Source organism: Actinocorallia aurantiaca, from assembly GCF_039533685.1.
GTDB lineage: Bacteria > Actinomycetota > Actinomycetes > Streptosporangiales > Streptosporangiaceae > Actinocorallia > Actinocorallia aurantiaca.
Map to the genome: position 1 here is coordinate 294,282 of NZ_BAAATZ010000037.1, position 16,772 is coordinate 311,053.

The following is a 16,772-nucleotide window of genomic DNA, read 5'->3' on the forward strand; positions in this document are numbered from 1 at the left end:
GCAGGTGACAGCTCCCGCCCGATGCGCGGGGACCCCTCCGGAGAAGAGGGTTGCCGTCATGGACGATCCCGTTTTCACGGCCCGGTTGCAGTTCGCGCTGACGGCCGGGACCCATTTCCTGTTCGTGGCTTTGACGTTGGGTCTGGTCACTCTGGTGGCGTTGATGCAGACCCGTGCGACCCTCAGCCGCAGCGAGCGCCATGCCCGGATGGTGCGCTTCTGGGGCAAGCTGTACGTGATCAACTATGCGGTCGGCATCGTCACCGGGCTGGTGATGGAGTTCCAGTTCGGGACGAACTGGTCGGGCCTGCTGGAGATGACGGGAGAGGTCTTCGGCGTCCCCCTGGCCATGGAGACCATCGGGGCGTTCTTCATCGAGTCCACCTTCCTCGGACTGTGGATCTTCGGCTGGGACCGGTTCTCCCGCTGGGCGCACCTGGCGCTGATCTGGGTGGTCGCGCTGACGGCGTACGCGTCGGCGTTCTTCATCCTGGTCACCAACGGGTGGATGCGGAACCCCGTCGGCTACGTGATGGAGGACGGCCATGCCCGCCTTGCCGACTTCGGGGCAATCCTCGCCAACCCCACTGCGCTGCTGGCCTTCGGGCACGTCGTCAGCGCCGCCTTCCTGACGGCGGGACTGTTCATGGCCGCCGTCAGCGCCCACCACCTGTGGCGCGGGAGCGCCGAAAGGGAGTTCTTCCGGCGCTCCCTGCGGACCGGCATGCTCACCGTCGTCCTCGCGGTCTTCCCCACCGCGGCGTTCGGGGGCGTGCAGTTCGGGTTCCGCCCGGAGAACGAGCGGTCCGAGGGACTGACCGCCCTGGCTCAGACCGCCGAGGGGCTCATGATGGTCTCCTGGGTCGTCATGTCCTGGCTGGCCTGCGCGTTCCTGGTGAAGTTCGTCTTCCGCCCCCGCCGCTTCGGCCGGGTCTTCCTCGCCGCGACGATGGCGGCGCTGCCCCTGCCCTACCTGGCGATGATCTCCGGCTGGGTCTACCGCGAGGTCAGCCGCCAGCCGTGGGCGGTCCAGGGCCTGCTGCGCACCGAGGACGCGCTCTCCCCGCTCAGCCCCGGCGCGGCGCGGTTCTCCTTCGTCGCGTTCGTCTCGCTCTTCGCCGTGCTGGCCTCGGTCAACTTCTGGCTGCTGTTCCGCCACGCCCGGCGCGGGCCGGAGGACGAAGCGGCCAAGGCGCCCGAAGCGATGCCCGTCCCCGTCCCGACGTTCTGAGGTGGCCGTCATGGAAGCGCTCGCCATCGCGCTGCTCGCGTTCTTCGCCTTCGGCTCCCTGTCGCTCCTGGGGGGCGACGCGGGCGTCGGGATGCTGCTGCCCTGGCTGGGCCGGTCGGGGAACGAGCGGCGGACGGTCATCGCGGCGATCGGGCCGTTCTTCCTCGCGAACGAGGTGTGGCTGGTCGCCCTCGCCGGGATCCTCATCGGGGCGTTCCCCGGGCTGGAGCACGAGTTGCTGTACGAGCAGCGGACGGCGTTCGTCGTCCTGCTCGTCGGCTGGGTCGTCCGGGACGCCGGCCTGTGGTGGCGGGGCCGGATCGGCTCGCCGCGCTGGGCGGCGGGCTGCGACGTCCTGATCGTCGCGGGGAGCTGGACACTGGCTCTGGCGCTGGGCACGATCCTGGGCACCGTGCTGGGAAGCCCGCTGCTCGCGCCGCCGGTGGCCCTGCTGCTCGCCCTCCACGGGGCGGGGTTCTGCCGGTCGCGGCTGACGGGGTCGCTCCTGGAAAGGGTTCGTTTCACCCGGTACTGGCTGACGACCGCGGTTCTCGGAGCGCTGACGGCGGCGGCCGGGATGCGGCTCGACCTCGAAGCGGCACTCGCCGGGCCCACGACGCTGCGGGTGGTGACGGTGTTCGCGGTGGTCATGCTGCCGCTGCTGATCGGCGGCCAGCTCCTCACGCGGTGGGCCTTCCGTGAGCGGGTAACCGGGCCGGGTTACTTGTGAAGCCGGTCGAGCGCAGGCTGCTCGGCCTGGTCGCACGCTCCAGTCTCGCCGTCCTGGCCGTACTGGCCGCCGGGCAGGGCGTGCTCCTGATCGTGCAGGCCGAGCTGCTGGCTCAGGCGATCGCGGGTCTGGACGCCGGGCCGCTGCCCTGGCTGCTCGCGGCCGCCGTGCTCCGCGGCGGCCTCGGGTGGACGAGCCAGAGGGTCGCGGCGGGCACGGCGGCCGCGGTGAAGACCGGACTCCGCGGGTCGCTGCTGGCCGCTCCCGCCGGTCCCGCGGGTGAACGGCTCGCCCTCGTGACGCGGGGGCTGGACGCACTGGACGCGTTCTTCACCGGCTACCTGCCGCAGTTGTTCCTCGCGGCGATCGTGCCGGTGCTCGTGCTGGGGCGGCTGGCGTTCGCGGACTGGCCTTCGGCGCTGCTCGTGCTGGTGGTGCTGCCGCTGATCCCCGTCTTCGGTGCGCTGGTCGGGATGCGCACGGCCGACCTCACGCGGCATCAGTGGTCGGTGCTGGAGCGGCTGGGCGGCCACTTCCGCGACGTGCTGGCAGGGCTTTCGACGCTTCGGGCGCATGCCCGGATCAAGCACCAGAGCAAGGTGATCGGGGACATGGCGGACGCGCACCGCCGCGCCACGGGATCGGTGCTGCGGGTGGCGTTCCTGTCGTCGCTCGTCCTGGAGCTGGTGGCCTCGGTGTCGGTGGCGCTGGTCGCGGTCCCGGTGGGGCTCCGCCTGCTGGACGGGTCGCTGGTCCTGGCCACCGGCCTGCTCGTCCTGCTGCTCACTCCCGAGGCGTTCCTCCCGCTCCGCGCGCTGGGGATGCGCTTCCACGCGAGCAGCGAGGGCATCGCGGCCGCGTCCCAGGTCTTCGACGTCCTGGACGCGCCCGCCCCGCATGTCCTCCGGGCGGGTGGAGCACGGCCGTCCGGGGGCGCGCCGCACCTGGTGATCGAGGACCTGGAGTACCGGTACCCGGGGGCTTCACGTCCGGCGTTCAGCGGGCTGAACCTGGAGGTCCGTCCAGGTGAGCGCGTCGCGCTGGCCGGTCCGAGCGGCGCGGGAAAGAGCACGCTGCTGCGGGTGGTGCTCGGGCTGCTCGCACCGACGAAGGGCCGCGTCCTCGTCGACGGCGTGGACCTGCGCGAACTGGATCCGGCGTCCTGGCGCGCGGCCCTCGCCTGGGTGCCCCAGCATCCCCGCCTGTTCGCCGCCACGATCGCCGCGAACCTCGAACTGGGCCTTCCGCCGACCGGACGGGACGAGCTACGCGCGGCGGCCGTCGAGATGGGCGCCGACGGGTTCGTCTCCGCGCTGCCCGACGGGTACGACACCGTGCTCGGCGAACGTGGCGCCGGACTGTCGGCGGGGCAACGTCAGCGGCTGGCCCTCACCCGGGCGAGGCTCCGCGACGCGCCGCTCGTCCTGCTCGACGAGCCGACCGCCCACCTCGACCTGGCCACCGAGGCCGCGCTGCTGCCCGCGACCGGCGCCCTGCTCGAAGGCCGCACCGCGCTGATGGTCGCGCACCGGCCCGCCATGCTGGCCCGCGCCGACCGGGTCGTCCGTCTGTCCGCCTCGCGTCTGGAAGGGCGCCTGGATGAAAGAGGTGTTCTCGGATTGCACACGGCGTCCGCCGCCGACCGGGGCATCCGGCTGCCCGTCGCGTGTCCGAAAGGGAGCCGGGGATGAAAGGGAGGTTCTCGGGTTGCGCATGGCGTCTGCTGGGGGCGGTGCTCGCGGGAGCCCTGGCCCGGTGGTGCGGGCTGGGATTGACCGCCGCCGCGGCCTGGATGATCGCGCGGGCCGCCGAGCAGCCCCCGCTGGTCGCGCTCGGCCTGGCGATCGTGGCGGTGCGGGGCTGCGCGGTCTTCAAGGGCGTGTTCCGGTACGCCGAGCAGCTCGCCGGGCATGACGCCGCCCTGCGGATCCTGGCCGCGGTGCGGGTGCGGCTGTTCGACGCCCTGGGCCGGGAACGGGGACACGGCCGCGACGCGTCGGCGTTGAACGGGATGCTTTCGGACGTCGACCACGTCCAGGATCTGCTGCTCCGTGCCCTGCTCCCCGCTTCGGGCGCGCTGCTGGGAGGAGGCGCGGGGCTCGTCCTCGTGGCGGTGGTGCGGCCGGGTGCCGGGCCGGTGCTGGCGGCCGGGCTGCTGGTGGCGGGTGTGCTGCAGCCCTGCGCGGCCGCGCTGGCGGCGCGGCGGCTGGGTGCGGCGGTGGCCGTCCGGCGGGACGAGCTGGCGGCGGCCGGGCTCGACCTCCTCGAAGGAGCGGACGAGCTCGCCGTCCACGGGGCGACCGACGGTGCGCGGGAGGCGGCCGGGCGGGCGGCGTCCCGGCTCGCGAAGCTGGAGCGGCGGGCGGCGCTGGTGTCGGGCACGGTGACGGCCGTGGGGTTCATCGTGCAGGTCGCGACCGCGGCGGCCGTCCTGCTGTCGGCCCGGGAGGCCGGGACGGTGACGGCGGCGATGCTCGCCCTCACCTCGCTGGTCGCCGTCGACCTGGTCCTCGAACTGGGCGGGGCGGCGCAGCAGGCGGTGACGTCGTGGCCCGCCGTCCGGCGGATCGCGGCCCTGCTGCGAACGCCGGAACCGGCCGGGTCCTCGGATCCGCTGCCGCCCGGCCCGCTGCGCGTCGACCTGCTCGGCGCCTCCGTCCGCTACGGCGCCCGGACGGTTCTGGCGGAAGTCGACCTCCAGGTGGACCGGGGCCGGCGGGTCGCGGTCGTCGGACCGAGCGGGGCGGGCAAGAGCACCCTGCTCGCGGCGATCTCCGGAGCCGTCCCGCTCGATCGGGGATCCGTCCTGCTGGCCGGTTCTCCCCTGTCCTCGTACGCGCCCGACGACGTCCGGCGCGCCGTGTGCGGACTCGCCCAGGACGCGCACGTCTTCGCCGCGACGGTGCGGGCGAACCTCCTGCTGGCACGTCCGGACGCGACCGATGCCGAGCTGGAGGAATCCGTCCGCAAGGCGCGGTTCGCCGACGACCTGGCGGCCCTTCCCCTCGGCTGGGAAACCCCGGTCACTCCCGAGACGCTCTCCGGCGGGCAGCGGCGGCGGCTCCTGCTGGCCCGCGCGTTCCTGGCCGATCCGGCGGTCCTGCTGCTGGACGAGCCGACCGAGGGCCTCGACACCGCCACCGCCGACGCCCTCACCCGCGACCTGCTCACCTCGCCCGGGGGCGGCACGCTCGTCCTGGTCACCCACCGTCTCGCCGCCCTCCGCCACGCCGACGAGATTCTGGTCATGGACGGCGGCCGCGTCGTCCAGCGCGGCCCCCACAGGGCGCTGGCCTCGGTCCCGGGCCCCTACCGCGATCTCCTGGACACCGAACTCCTGCACGCCGGCGCCCCGCTCGACCCTGCGAAATAGCACAAACCGCAGTACAGGCACGGGGAGATGTTGCGCCGATCACTGGTCCAGCTCCAGGCGCAAACGACACAGTTGTGGTGCTACGTCACCTACCGCCCCCCTGGAGTGACTGTGAACCCCCTCGCCCCTTTCATCCGGGTCGCCCGCGGAGCCGTGGCGGTGCCCGTCGCCACCGCTCTCGCGCTGAGCGTGCTCGCGGCGCCGGCCTTCGCCGACGATCCGCCCGCCGGTTCGGTCCCACCCGACCAGGACCCCTTCTACGCCGCGCCCGCCGACATCGCCTCCTACGATCCCGGAGAGATCGTGAGGACCCGGAAGATCACCCCGAAGCTCAACGATCTGGACACCAGGGCCGACGTCTGGCAGATCTCCTACCGGACGAACGACTCCCACCTCCAGCCGCAGCTGACCGTGACGAGCCTGCTGGTGCCGAAGAAGGCCTGGACGGGATCCGGCCCCCGGCCCGTCGTGTCCGTCCAGGCGCCCGAGGACTCGACCGGCACCCAGTGCGCGCCGTCCTACGGGATCTCCTCCGGCAACGTGATCGCGGGGCTCACCGTCAAGCTCTCCGACCCGATGCTCGACAAGGGCTGGGCCGTCGCGATGCCCGACTTCGAAGGACCGAAGTCGGTGTTCATGGCGGGACCGCAGGCCGCGCACGCCGTGCTCGACGGCATCCGCGCGGTGAAGGACTTCCACGACGCGGGCATCGGCCCCGACAATCCGTGGACGTTGAACGGCTACTCGGGCGGAGCGCAGGCGACGGGTTGGGCGGCGCAGACGCAGCCGTCCTACGCGCCCGACGTGGAGCTGAAGGGAGTGGCCATGGGCGGGACGCCCGCGGACCCGGCCGCGGTGGCCCGGTCCCTGGACGGCGGGCCGTTCTCCGGATTCGAGGCCGCCGCCACCGCGAGCCTCGACACCGAGTTCCCCGAAGCCGGGATCAAGGGCCTGCTCAACGAGAAGGGCGCGGCGGCCATCCAGGAGGCGCGCGGAAAGTGCGTCGACGAACTGCTGACGAAGTTCGCCTTCAAGAAGCTGGCCGACTACAGCACCGTTCCCGACCCGCTGTCGGTGCCCTCGGTCGCGGCCGTCCTGAAGAAGAACACGATGGGCTCGGCGGCTCCCGCCGCTCCGGTCTACAACTACCACGCGAACACCGACGAGATCGTCCCCGTCAAGCAGGCCGACCAGCTGGTCCGGGACTGGTGCGCGAAGGGCGCGACCGTGCACACCGTCCGGGCGTGGATCGGCGAACACGCCTTGGAAGCGGTCTTCCGCAACGGTGACGTCATGAAGTTCCTAGCCGACCGTTACGCGGGCAAGCCCGCGAAGAACACCTGCTGATCCGCCTTCCAGGCCGGTCCGGTCTCCCACCGGATCGGCCGCCCCCATTTGTGCGCTTTTAACCCAAATAGACCTATATATGCAGTTTTGAAGGGCGTAGGTGGCGGGCACCCGGGGATCCCCCAGAGGATGGACAGCGGGAAGGGGAAGCCATGGCCGCCGCGCCGTACGACGAACTGGCCGCCGCCCTGCACGGCGAGCTGATCCGGCCGGAGGACACCGGCTACGACCAGGCGCGCGCCGTCTACAACGCGATGGTCGACCGGCGGCCCTCGGCGATCGCGCGCTGTCTGGACGCCGTCGACGTCGTCGCCTGCGTGCGGTTCGGGCGGGAGCACGACGTCGAACTCGCCGTCCGGGGCGGCGGGCACAACGCCGCCGGGCTGGGCGTGTGGAACGACGCGCTGGTCATCGACCTCTCGCTCATGCGCGACACCGCGGTCGACCCGGAGAGGCACACCGTCCGCGTGGCTGGCGGATGCGTGTGGGGGGACGTCGACCACGCGACCGTCGAGTTCGGGATGGCGACCCCGTCTGGCTTCGTGTCGACCACCGGAGTGGCCGGACTGACGCTCGGAGGCGGCATCGGCTACCTCTCCCGGAGGTTCGGCCTCACCGTCGACAACCTGCTCTCCGCCGACGTGGTGCTCGCGGACGGCTCCTTCGTGACGGCCGACGAGCACACCCACGAGGACCTCTTCTGGGCGCTGCGCGGAGGCGGCGGGAACTTCGGGGTCGTCACCTCGTTCACGTTCCGCTGCCACGGCATCGGCGACCACGGCACGATCGTCGGCGGGCCCGTCCTGTACGCGCTGGAGGACACCGCGGACGTCATGCGCTGGTACCGGGAGCTGCTCCCGTCCCTGCCCGAGACCCTGAGCGGCTGGATCGGCCTGGCCGCCGTCGCGCCGGCCCCGCCGTTCCCCGAGGAGCTGTGGGGCCGCAAGGTGTGCCTCATCATGTGGTGCTACACCGGCCCTCACGACAAGGCCGACGAAGTCCTCGCGCCCGTCCGCGCCCACGGATCCCCGCTCATGATCGGGCTGCACCCCATGCCGTTCGACGTCCTGCAGAGCGCGTTCGACGCCCTCCTCCCGGAGGGCCTGCAGTGGTACTGGAAGGCCGACTTCTTCGAGGAGATCTCCGACGCCTCCATCGAGGTCCACTGCAAGTACGGCGAACTGCTCCCCACCGGCCTGTCCACCATGCATCTCTACCCGATCGACGGCGCCGCCGCCCGGGTCCCGTCCGACGCCACCGCCTTCGCCTATCGCAACGGCGGCTGGGCCGGCGTCATCGCCGGCATCGACCCCGACCCCTCCAACGCGCCCCGCATCACCCAGTGGGCCCGCGACTACTGGTCCGAACTCCACGCCACCTCGGCCGGCGGCGCCTACGTCAACTTCCTCATGAACGAAGGCCAGGACCGCATCCGCGCCTCCTACCGCGACAACTACGACCGCCTGGCCCGCATCAAGGCCCGCTACGACCCGGACAACGTCTTCCACGTCAACCAGAACATCCGCCCGGCCGCCCTGGTCTGACCGGGCCGGGCCTTCTCTTCGATCGCGCAGGAGACCGGCCGTCCCGCCTCACCTCGCGGAGGTCCGGCACTGGCGGCGATCGCGGCGGCACTCGCCGTCAGCGCGGGCCGACCCCGCCTCGCCACCGGGTCCCCGTCCGGTTCATCGGTCGGGGACTCACCTATATCCGGACGGCGTCACGGCCACATGTCCGGAAACGGCCGTCACTTCATGCACAGGCGAACCACCGATATCAGCGGTGCCCTTTCGCGGAATATGAGACGGCCCGTGCCCCTGGCCTGCGAATTCGAAGGGCCGGCGGTTCGCGGATGAACTCATCGGCGGTGCTGGAAGGCCGGTGGACAGGAGAAGCCGGACGTAATAAGAAAGATCCCGAAATAGAAGTGATCATGGTGATCGACTTCCGGGAAGGGACGCATGACCGACGCCTCGAACGCCTCATCCGGGAATCCGAGGAACAAATGGCTCCTGATCGGTGGCGTGCTGTTCGCGATCCTGCTGGTCGCGGGCCTGGCCATCGCCCTGTTCTCCGGGCGCGGGCCCACCGAGACCACCGAGAGGTTCCTCGAAGCGGCGCAGGATCGGGACCGTGCGGCAGTCCGGTCCCTGAGTTGCGCGAAGAACGTGAATTCCATCGCCAAGGTCGTCGAAGAGGACGAGAACCTCATCGAGTGGAAAATCATCAGTGAGAAGGTGTCCGGTGACGCCGCGGACGTCATCGTCAGCATCACGCTCTTCGAGAACGGAAGTACGGGAACCTCCGCCGGGACGTTCGGGCTGGTGAAAGAGAACGGCGATTGGAAGGTCTGCGACCTGCGCCAGTAGCACCGGTCCGCGACGGCGCTCCGCTTTCGGGAACCGACGGGGGAGAAACGGCGTTGAAAGACCAGGTGCGCCTTTACCATCCGGTTCGGCGCCGAAGGGGGACGACATGGCATCGCTCATCGCACGCATCAAGCGATTTCTCGCCAGTCCGCAGGGACAGCAGGCCAGAACGCGCGCCGAGCAGCTCGCCCGCGATCCTCGCAACAAGGCTCGGATCCAGGGCGTCCTGCAGCGTTTCGGCGGGCGGCGGCGGCACTGATCCCGGAGGGGCGCCGGCTCCGGCCGGCCCCCCTCCGCCCGGGTTTCCGGGAGTCCCGACCCCCGGGTGAGGCGGAAAAAAACCGTTCCAGAAGTGTCGGTGGGGCCTTGTACTGTTCCTTCGAACAGACATCCGACTTTCAGGAGCCCCCCCGTGTCCGAAACCATGCAAAAAGTCCGTTCCAAAGGGGAGGGCGGAGAACCCGCCTCGTCCCATACGGGCCTGGCGCTGGTCGTGATCGCGGCTGCGCAGCTGATGGTCGTGCTGGACGGCACCATCACCAACATCGCGCTGCCGAGCATCCAGACCGACCTCGGCATGTCGGCCTCGGGACTGGCCTGGGTGATCAACGCCTACGCGCTCGCCTTCGGCGGGCTGCTGCTGCTCGGCGGACGCTCCGGCGACCTCTTCGGACGGCGCCGCATGTTCCGGGTGGGCCTGGTCGTCTTCACCCTCGCCTCGCTGCTGGGCGGCTTGGCGCAGAACGACACACAGCTGATCGCCGCGCGGATCCTGCAGGGCGTGGGCGCCGCGATCGCCGCGCCGACCGCGCTGTCGCTGATCACGGTGAACTTCCCCGAGGGCAAGCCCCGCAACAAGGCGATGGGCGTGTACGCCGCGATGGCGGGCATCGGTTCCACCGTCGGCCTGCTGCTGGGCGGCGTGCTGACGGACTACCTGGACTGGCGCTGGGTCATGTTCGTGAACGTGCCGATCGGGCTGGTCGTGCTCGCCGGAACGAAGGTGCTGGCCGAGGGCGAGCGCAACACCGGCGGCCTCGACGTCCCCGGCGCCGTCACCGGAACCGGCGGCCTGCTCGCCCTCGTCTACGGCATCACCCGCGGCGGCGACGCCGGCTGGACCGACTCCCTCACCCTCGCCTCGTTCGCCGCGGCGCTCGTCCTGCTCGCCGTCTTCCTCGCCGTCCAGAGCCGCACCACGCATCCGATGATGCCGCTGCGCCTGTTCGCCGACCGCAACCGCGCGGGCGCCTACGTCACCATGATGCTCATCGGTGCGGGCATGTTCGCCACCTTCTACTTCCTCACCCTCTACCTGCAGCAGATCCACGGCTACAGCCCCGTCAGGACCGGCCTGGCCTACCTGCCGTTCAGCTTCGGCATGGGCATCGCCGCGGGGCTGGGCTCCCAGCTCGTCACCCGCGTCGCCCCGCGCGTGATCGCCGGTCCGGGCCTGGTCGCCGCCGCGCTCGGCATGTTCTGGTTCTCCACCCTGGAGCCGGGCTCCGCCTACCTCACCCACATCCTGCCCGCGATGTTCATCACCGCGGTCGGCCTCGGCTCCAGCTTCGTCCCGATGACGCTCTGCGCCGTCAGCAGGGTCAGCGACCAGGACGCCGGCATCGCCTCGGCGCTGATCAACACCACCCAGCAGATCGGCGGCGCCCTCGGCCTCGCCGCGCTCAGCACCATCTCCGCCACGGTGGCGAACGACCGGCTCCCCGACGCCTCGGAGAGCTTCTTCAAGGCCGCCGCCCTCGGCGACGCGCCCCTCCTCCAGAAGGCGGCCGAGGCCCTCACGCACGGCTACACCACCGCCTTCCTGGTGGCCACGACCCTGTTCGTCGCGGCGCTCGTCATCGCCGTCGCCGCCATCAACACGCCCCGCCAGGAGCAGTCCGAGAACGGCGCCGCCGTCCACATGGGCTGACGGTCCCCGCTTCACCACGACGAGTCCTCATCCCTCTTTCCGGGGTGGGGACTCGTCGGCTTTCACGCCTCCGCGAGCGCAAGCCGCCGCAGAACGTGCAGAAGTCAGACACAAGCGTCGAGCAGCGCCCGCACGGGGTCGGGTTCCGGCTCTGGGAAGCGTGGTGGAGGGCTTGTAGAGTGCCACAAAACTCGGCACGACCCCCAGGAGTACCTGTGTCCGACATATCCCCCAAGAGCCTTCCCGCCCCTCCGGACGAGGCGTCTCCCCCCTCCCGTACGACGCTGGCACTGGTGGTGATCGCGGCGGCGCAGCTGATGGTGGCTCTGGACAGCACCATCACCAACATCGCGCTGCCCAGCATCCAGACCGACCTCGGCATGTCGGCCTCGGGACTGGCCTGGGTGGTCAACGCCTACGCTCTGGCGTTCGGCGGGCTGCTGCTGCTCGGCGGACGCTCCGGCGACCTCTTCGGACGGCGGCGCATGCTCCGCGTCGGGCTGGTCATCTTCATCTGCGCCTCCCTGCTGGGCGGCCTCGCCCAGATCGACGCGCACCTGATCGCGGCCCGGATCCTGCAGGGCGTGGGCGCCGCGATCGCCGCGCCCACCGCACTGTCGCTGATCACCGTGAACTTCGCCGAGGGCAAGCCGCGCAACAAGGCCATGGGCGTGTACGCCGCGATGTCGGGCATGGGCTCGGTCATCGGGCTGCTGCTCGGCGGATCGCTCACGAACTACCTGGACTGGCGCTGGGTCATGTTCATCAACATCCCCATCGGCATCCTCGTGCTCGCCGGGACGCGCGTGCTGGCCGAGGGCGAGCGCAACACCGGCGGCCTGGACATCCCCGGCGCCGTCACCGGAACCGGTGGCCTCCTCGCCCTCGTCTACGGCATCACCCGCGGCGGCGACGCCGGCTGGACGGATCCCCTCACCCTCGCCTCGTTCGCCGCGGCGCTCGTCCTGCTCGCCGTCTTCCTCGCCGTCCAGAGCCGCAGCGCCCAGCCGATGATGCCGCTGCACCTGTTCGCCGACCGCAACCGGTCCGGTTCCTACGTCACCATGATGTTCATCGGCGCGGGCATGTTCGGCACCTTCTACTTCCTCTCCCTCTACATGCAGCAGATCCACGGCTACGGCGCGCTGAAGACCGGCCTGTCCTACCTGCCGTTCAGCGTCGGCGTGGGCATCGCCGCGAGCCTGGGCGCCAAGCTCCTCACCCGGACGGCGCCCCGGATGATCGCCGGTCCCGGCCTGCTCGTCGGCGCGTGCGGCATGTTCTGGTTCTCCACGCTGGAACCGGGATCCGACTACCTCACCCAGGTGGCCCCCGCGATGTTCCTCACCGCGTTCGGCCTGGGCTGCAGCTTCCTGCCGATGGCGCTGGGAGCCGTCAGCGGGGTCCGCGACCAGGACGCCGGCATCGCCTCGGCCCTGCTGAACACCTCCCAGCAGGTCGGCGGCGCCCTCGGCCTGGGCGCCCTGAGCACCGTCGCCGTCACCGCCGCCGACGGCCGCCTCCCCGACGCCTCGAGCACGTTCTTCAAAGCCGCCGCCGCGGGCGACGCCCCCCTCGTCCAGAAGGCCGCCGAAGCCCTCACTCACGGCTACACCACCGCCTTCCTGGTGGCCTCGGGCCTGTTCGCGGCCGGCTTCGTCATCGTCATGACCGCCGTCAACGCCCCCCGCCAGGAGCAGCCCGCCCCCGACACGGCGGCCCCCGTCGGCTGACCGCCACCGCCCGTTCGAGCCCCGCCCTCCCCCGAAGGCGGGGCTCTTCCATCGGCCCCTACAAGCTGATGAACGCGTTCTCCCTCAAGCATCCGGACGGCTCACCGACCGCGTGGGGACCTACGAGAACCAAGATTTTTCGTGTGCTCAGGCAATTGTTCCGGTGATGCCTTTGGTGAATCATCGGGCGGCATGTCCTTTGATTCCCTTCTCAGCCGCCGGGCGCTGCTGCTCGGGGCGGCCGGTTCCGGAGCGCTGCTGCTGCCCGGTCCCGCGCAGGCCGATGTCCCCGCCTCGAAGCGCTTCGACCTGACGACGCCGTCGCCGACGCTGCTGTGGCGCAAGCCGCTGCGCAGCGGCAGCTGGATCATGCAGTCGTTCGGGTGGGACAACGCCAAGCAGGAGATCTACTTCGCGCAGGTCAAGGCAGGCTCCAAGACCGGCGACCTGATCATCACCCGCACCACCGCGACCGGCCGCCAGCTGGGCTGGATGGTCCTGCGCGGGTTCGGGCACGGCGTCTCCATCGGCGTCGAGCGCTACAAGGGCGCCGTCTACCTCTGGACGGAGTCGAAGGCCAACCCGAAGAGCGGCTTCGGCACCCGCGTCGCCCGGTTCAAGTTCGTCAACGGCAAGACGATCAAGCCCACGTCCGCGGGCGTCCTGGACCGGACCCCGAAGCTTCCCAATCTGAAGAAGAACCCGCAGCCCGCGATCGATCCGGTCCACAACCGCCTCCTCGTCCGGTTCCGCGACGGCTCCAGCCGGCCCCGCGTCGCCGTCTTCTCCCTCGCGGACGCCCGCGCGGGCCGCCTGGGCCCCGCGAACGTCCTGGCCGAGCAGGCGCTCCCCGACCACCCGGCCTCCTCCCCCAACCAGGGATTCACCGGCCTCGGCCAGTACGCCTACCTGATCTCCGGCGCGCAGTCGAAGGACGACACCCTCCTCCACTGGGTCGACCTCCGCTCGGGCCGCCGCGGCAAGTTCCTCACCCACGCCGGCAAGTCCCTCCTGAAGGACAAGCGCGAACCCGAGGGCATCGCCGTCCAGGTCGTCTCCGGCCGCCCCCGCCTCACTTTCGGCTTCTCCTCCGGCTCCTCCCCGAACAGGCGCTCCAGCCTCTTCTACAAGAGCACCTTGAAGTAACCCATGCCTGGACCGATCGGTTAATGCCGATAAGGAAGTGGTCAATTCGACATAATCGGCAGCCATCCGTGTGATCTTGCTACTAGGATCACGCGGATGGCGAACCGTTCCTACCTCTACGCAGCCGACTCCCTGCCGACGGAAAACGGCATCCCCCGTCCAATCAAGTGCATCTCCGAGCACGGTTGGAGTGTCCCGCTGGCCCACCTGATCCTGGCCGGGCACGAGACGACCGTCGTCCCGTCGATGATCTGGAACCCCCCGGTCGGCCTGGCCGCCGACTACACCGCGGGTGCCGACCTCCTCATCGCCCTGCTCCGCCTGGTGGGTGAAGGAGAGGTCGCCGACCGGGAGGAGTTCAACGCCATGGTCGCCCGCACGACCCGGCACCTGGAGAAGCAGAAGTCCCGCCATTTCCTCCTGGAGCCCGGCGAGATCTTCAGCATCGAGGGAACGGACCTGGACACGGCCGCCCAGAATCTGATCGACTCCGAGATCGAGCACGCCGTCGCCCAAGCCCGAGCCGCCCTGGACGGCCAAAGAACGGCCTGGCTGGAAGAACTCCGCAAGGACTGGTCGACGCACTTCGCTTCCTTCTACTCCGACCACCTCTACTACTCCTTCCCCAGCGACTGACCCCGGCCGGTCAGGTGTCGGTGCGGACCTCCGTGCCGTCCTGCGCCCAGCGGGTGTGGAAGGCGCCTTCGGCGTCGGTGCGGTGGTAGGTGTGGGCGCCGAAGAAGTCGCGCAGGCCCTGGATGAGGGCCGCCGGGCCGCGTTCGCGGCGGTAGCCGTCGTAGTAGGACAGCGAGGAGGAGAACGCCGGGATCGGGACGCCCTGCTCGGTCGCCGTCATGACGACCCGGCGCCACGCGTCCTGGGCCTTGGCCGTCGCCTCGGTGAAGTACGGGACCGTCAGCAGGTTCTCCAGGTCCGGCCGCTCGGCGTACGCGTCGCGGATGCGGTCGAGGAAGCGCGCCCGGATGATGCAGCCTCCGCGCCAGATCGTCGCCATCGCGCCCAGGTCCAGGTCCCAGCCGTGGGTGCGGGAGGCGGCGTGCATCTGGGCGAAGCCCTGGGCGTACGCGACGACCTTGCTCGCGTAAAGGGCCTGCCGGATGTCGTCTACGAGTTCCTTGCGGTCCTTCTCCTCGCTCGGCACCGGGCCCCGGAGCACGCCCGACGCCCTGCCCCGCTCCTCGCGGAGGGACGACAGGGTGCGCGCGTACACCGCTTCGGTGATGCCCGTCAGCGGGACGCCGAGCTCCAGGGCGTCCTGCGCGGTCCAGCGCCCGGTGCCCTTCTGCTCGGCCTCGTCGACGATGACGTCGACGAGCGGCCCGCCCGTACGCTCGTCGGTCTTCGCCAGCACCTTCGCGGTGATCTCGACGAGGAAGGACTCCAGGTCGCCGGAGTTCCACTCCTCGAAGGTCCGCGCGATCGCCGGCACGTCCAGGCCCGCGACGTGGCGGAGCAGGTCGTAGGCCTCGGCGATGAGCTGGATGTCGGCGTACTCGATGCCGTTGTGCACCATCTTCACGTAGTGTCCGGCGCCGTCCGGCCCCACGTACGTGCAGCACGGCGTCCCGTCGACGTTCGCCGCGATGCTCGTGAAGATCTCCTCCACCTCGGCGTAGGCCTCGCGGTCCCCGCCGGGCATGATGCTCGGCCCGAGCAGCGCTCCCTCCTCGCCTCCGGACACCCCCGTCCCGATGAAGCGCAACCCGTCCCGCTCGCACCGCTCGACGCGACGCCGGGTGTCGTTGAAGTGCGAGTTGCCGCCGTCGATGAGGATGTCCCCCTCTTCGAGCAGCGGTGCGAGCTCGTCGATCACCGCGTCGACCGGCCCGCCCGCCTTGACCATGATGATGATCCGCCGCGGCCGCTCCAGCGCCTCGACGAACTCCTCCACCGTCTCGGCCGCCGTGAACTCCCCTTCGCCCCCGTACTCCCTCATGAACTTCCGCGTCCGCTCCGCCGTGCGGTTGTGGACGGCCACCGGCACTCCGTGCCGCGCGATGTTGCGGGCCAGGTTCGCCCCCATCACCGCCAGCCCCGTCACTCCGATACGGCTCGTTGCGGTCATCGTCTCCACTCCTTCGTTCTGCGCCGCCCCCCGGACGGCCGGACGCGCTCCGCCGGTTCCCGGCTCGCGCGAGGTCCTCCAAGAGGTCTGTCCGGACCCCCGCCGGAGAAACACATGCCGGCCGGGCGGCGGGCGCGAAGCGGGCCCTGCCGAACGCGGGAGGACGCCGCTCAGGCCATGGGGAAGTGATTCCGGAAAGTTCCCGAACGCAGTCTTCACCGCGGCCGGAAGCCCTCCCCCGAAGCGGAAACCCAGCCTCGGCCATGATCTTCACATTAAGGTCACGTCATGACGCACCGTTCTCATCTCTACGCGGCGGACTCCCTGCCGACGAAGGACGACACCCCCCGTCCCGTCAGGTCCGTCTCCGATCACAACTGGAGCATTCCGCTGGCCCAGCTGCTCCTGGTCGGGCACGGGACGACCGTCGTCCCGTCGATGATGTGGGATCCGCCGATGTGCGTGGCCGCCGACTACGCCGAGGGCGCCGACCTCCTTCTCGCCCTGCTCCGGCTGGTGGGCGAGGGCGAGGTCCCGGACCGGGAGGACTTCGACGACCTGGTCGCCCTCATCGCCCGGCATCTGGACGAGCAGAAGTCGCGCTACTTCCTGCTGGAGGCCGGCGAGATCTTCGACCTGCGCGAGGCGGACCTGGACACGGCCGCCCGGGAGCTGATCCGCTACGAGATCGAGCCCGCCGCGGCCCGGGCCCGGGCCGCCCTCGGCGGCGGAGAGACGGCCTGGCTGGAGGAGATCCGCAGGGAATGGCCGACGCATTTCGTCTCCTTCTATGTCAGCCACCTGTCCTACTCGTTCCCCGACTGACC

The 16,772-nt window shown here is 70.7% G+C and carries 13 protein-coding genes and 1 pseudogene; 13 read left to right on the forward strand and 1 reads right to left on the reverse strand.

All coding sequences use genetic code 11. The annotated features are described in order from the left end of the window. Positions 1–58: 58 nt before the first annotated feature. The 12 genes and pseudogenes from ABD327_RS36285 (at position 59) to ABD327_RS36340 (ending at position 14,495) form a co-directional block, all read left to right on the forward strand. On the forward strand, positions 59–1,231 hold the full coding sequence (locus ABD327_RS36285; protein WP_344458013.1) for a cytochrome ubiquinol oxidase subunit I: 1,173 nt from the start codon (positions 59–61) through the stop codon (positions 1,229–1,231). A gap of 10 nt (positions 1,232–1,241) precedes the next feature. Continuing rightward, a complete protein-coding gene (locus tag ABD327_RS36290) occupies positions 1,242–1,961 on the forward strand; it encodes a cytochrome d ubiquinol oxidase subunit II (RefSeq protein ID WP_344458016.1) in 720 nt (239 codons plus the stop codon). After that, positions 1,958–3,547 (forward strand): annotated as a pseudogene (gene cydD, locus ABD327_RS36295) (thiol reductant ABC exporter subunit CydD); the annotation flags it as partial. The gene ABD327_RS36290 and the pseudogene cydD, both read left to right, overlap by 4 nt. Before the next feature lie 101 nt (positions 3,548–3,648). Beyond that, a complete protein-coding gene (gene cydC / locus ABD327_RS36300) occupies positions 3,649–5,334 on the forward strand; it encodes a thiol reductant ABC exporter subunit CydC (protein WP_344458020.1) in 1,686 nt (561 codons plus the stop codon). 111 nt (positions 5,335–5,445) lie between these two features. Next, positions 5,446–6,681: a lipase family protein gene (locus ABD327_RS36305; RefSeq protein ID WP_344458022.1), complete on the forward strand. Its 1,236-nt coding sequence runs from the start codon at positions 5,446–5,448 to the stop codon at positions 6,679–6,681. Positions 6,682–6,833: 152 nt separating this feature from the next. Continuing rightward, on the forward strand, positions 6,834–8,225 hold the full coding sequence (locus ABD327_RS36310) for an FAD-binding oxidoreductase (protein WP_344458024.1): 1,392 nt from the start codon (positions 6,834–6,836) through the stop codon (positions 8,223–8,225). Positions 8,226–8,642: 417 nt separating this feature from the next. Then, entirely contained in the window at positions 8,643–9,050 is a 408-nt protein-coding gene (locus ABD327_RS36315; RefSeq protein ID WP_344458026.1) for an Rv0361 family membrane protein, read from the forward strand. 106 nt (positions 9,051–9,156) lie between these two features. Then, on the forward strand, positions 9,157–9,309 hold the full coding sequence (locus ABD327_RS36320; protein ID WP_344458028.1) for a hypothetical protein: 153 nt from the start codon (positions 9,157–9,159) through the stop codon (positions 9,307–9,309). 153 nt (positions 9,310–9,462) lie between these two features. Next, on the forward strand, positions 9,463–10,980 hold the full coding sequence (locus ABD327_RS36325) for an MFS transporter (protein ID WP_344458029.1): 1,518 nt from the start codon (positions 9,463–9,465) through the stop codon (positions 10,978–10,980). A gap of 215 nt (positions 10,981–11,195) precedes the next feature. Continuing rightward, on the forward strand, positions 11,196–12,713 hold the full coding sequence (locus ABD327_RS36330) for an MFS transporter (RefSeq protein WP_344458031.1): 1,518 nt from the start codon (positions 11,196–11,198) through the stop codon (positions 12,711–12,713). A gap of 192 nt (positions 12,714–12,905) precedes the next feature. Next, positions 12,906–13,859, forward strand: a complete 954-nt coding sequence (locus ABD327_RS36335; RefSeq protein WP_344458033.1) for a phage baseplate protein — start codon at positions 12,906–12,908, stop codon at positions 13,857–13,859. A gap of 96 nt (positions 13,860–13,955) precedes the next feature. Continuing rightward, positions 13,956–14,495, forward strand: coding sequence for a DUF7822 domain-containing protein (locus tag ABD327_RS36340; RefSeq protein WP_344458036.1), 540 nt, complete (start codon positions 13,956–13,958; stop codon positions 14,493–14,495). Positions 14,496–14,505: 10 nt separating this feature from the next. Here ABD327_RS36340 and gndA read toward each other — a convergent pair whose 3' ends face one another. After that, positions 14,506–15,945 carry an NADP-dependent phosphogluconate dehydrogenase gene (gndA, locus tag ABD327_RS36345; protein WP_344458038.1) on the reverse strand — a complete coding sequence of 480 codons (1,440 nt, stop codon included), beginning with the start codon at positions 15,943–15,945 and terminating at the stop codon, positions 14,506–14,508. 288 nt (positions 15,946–16,233) lie between these two features. Here gndA and ABD327_RS36350 point away from each other — a divergent pair, with 288 nt between their 5' ends. After that, positions 16,234–16,770 (forward strand): DUF7822 domain-containing protein, encoded by a 537-nt coding sequence (locus ABD327_RS36350; protein WP_344458040.1) that lies wholly within the window; start codon positions 16,234–16,236, stop codon positions 16,768–16,770. The last annotated feature ends 2 nt before the right edge of the window (positions 16,771–16,772 follow it).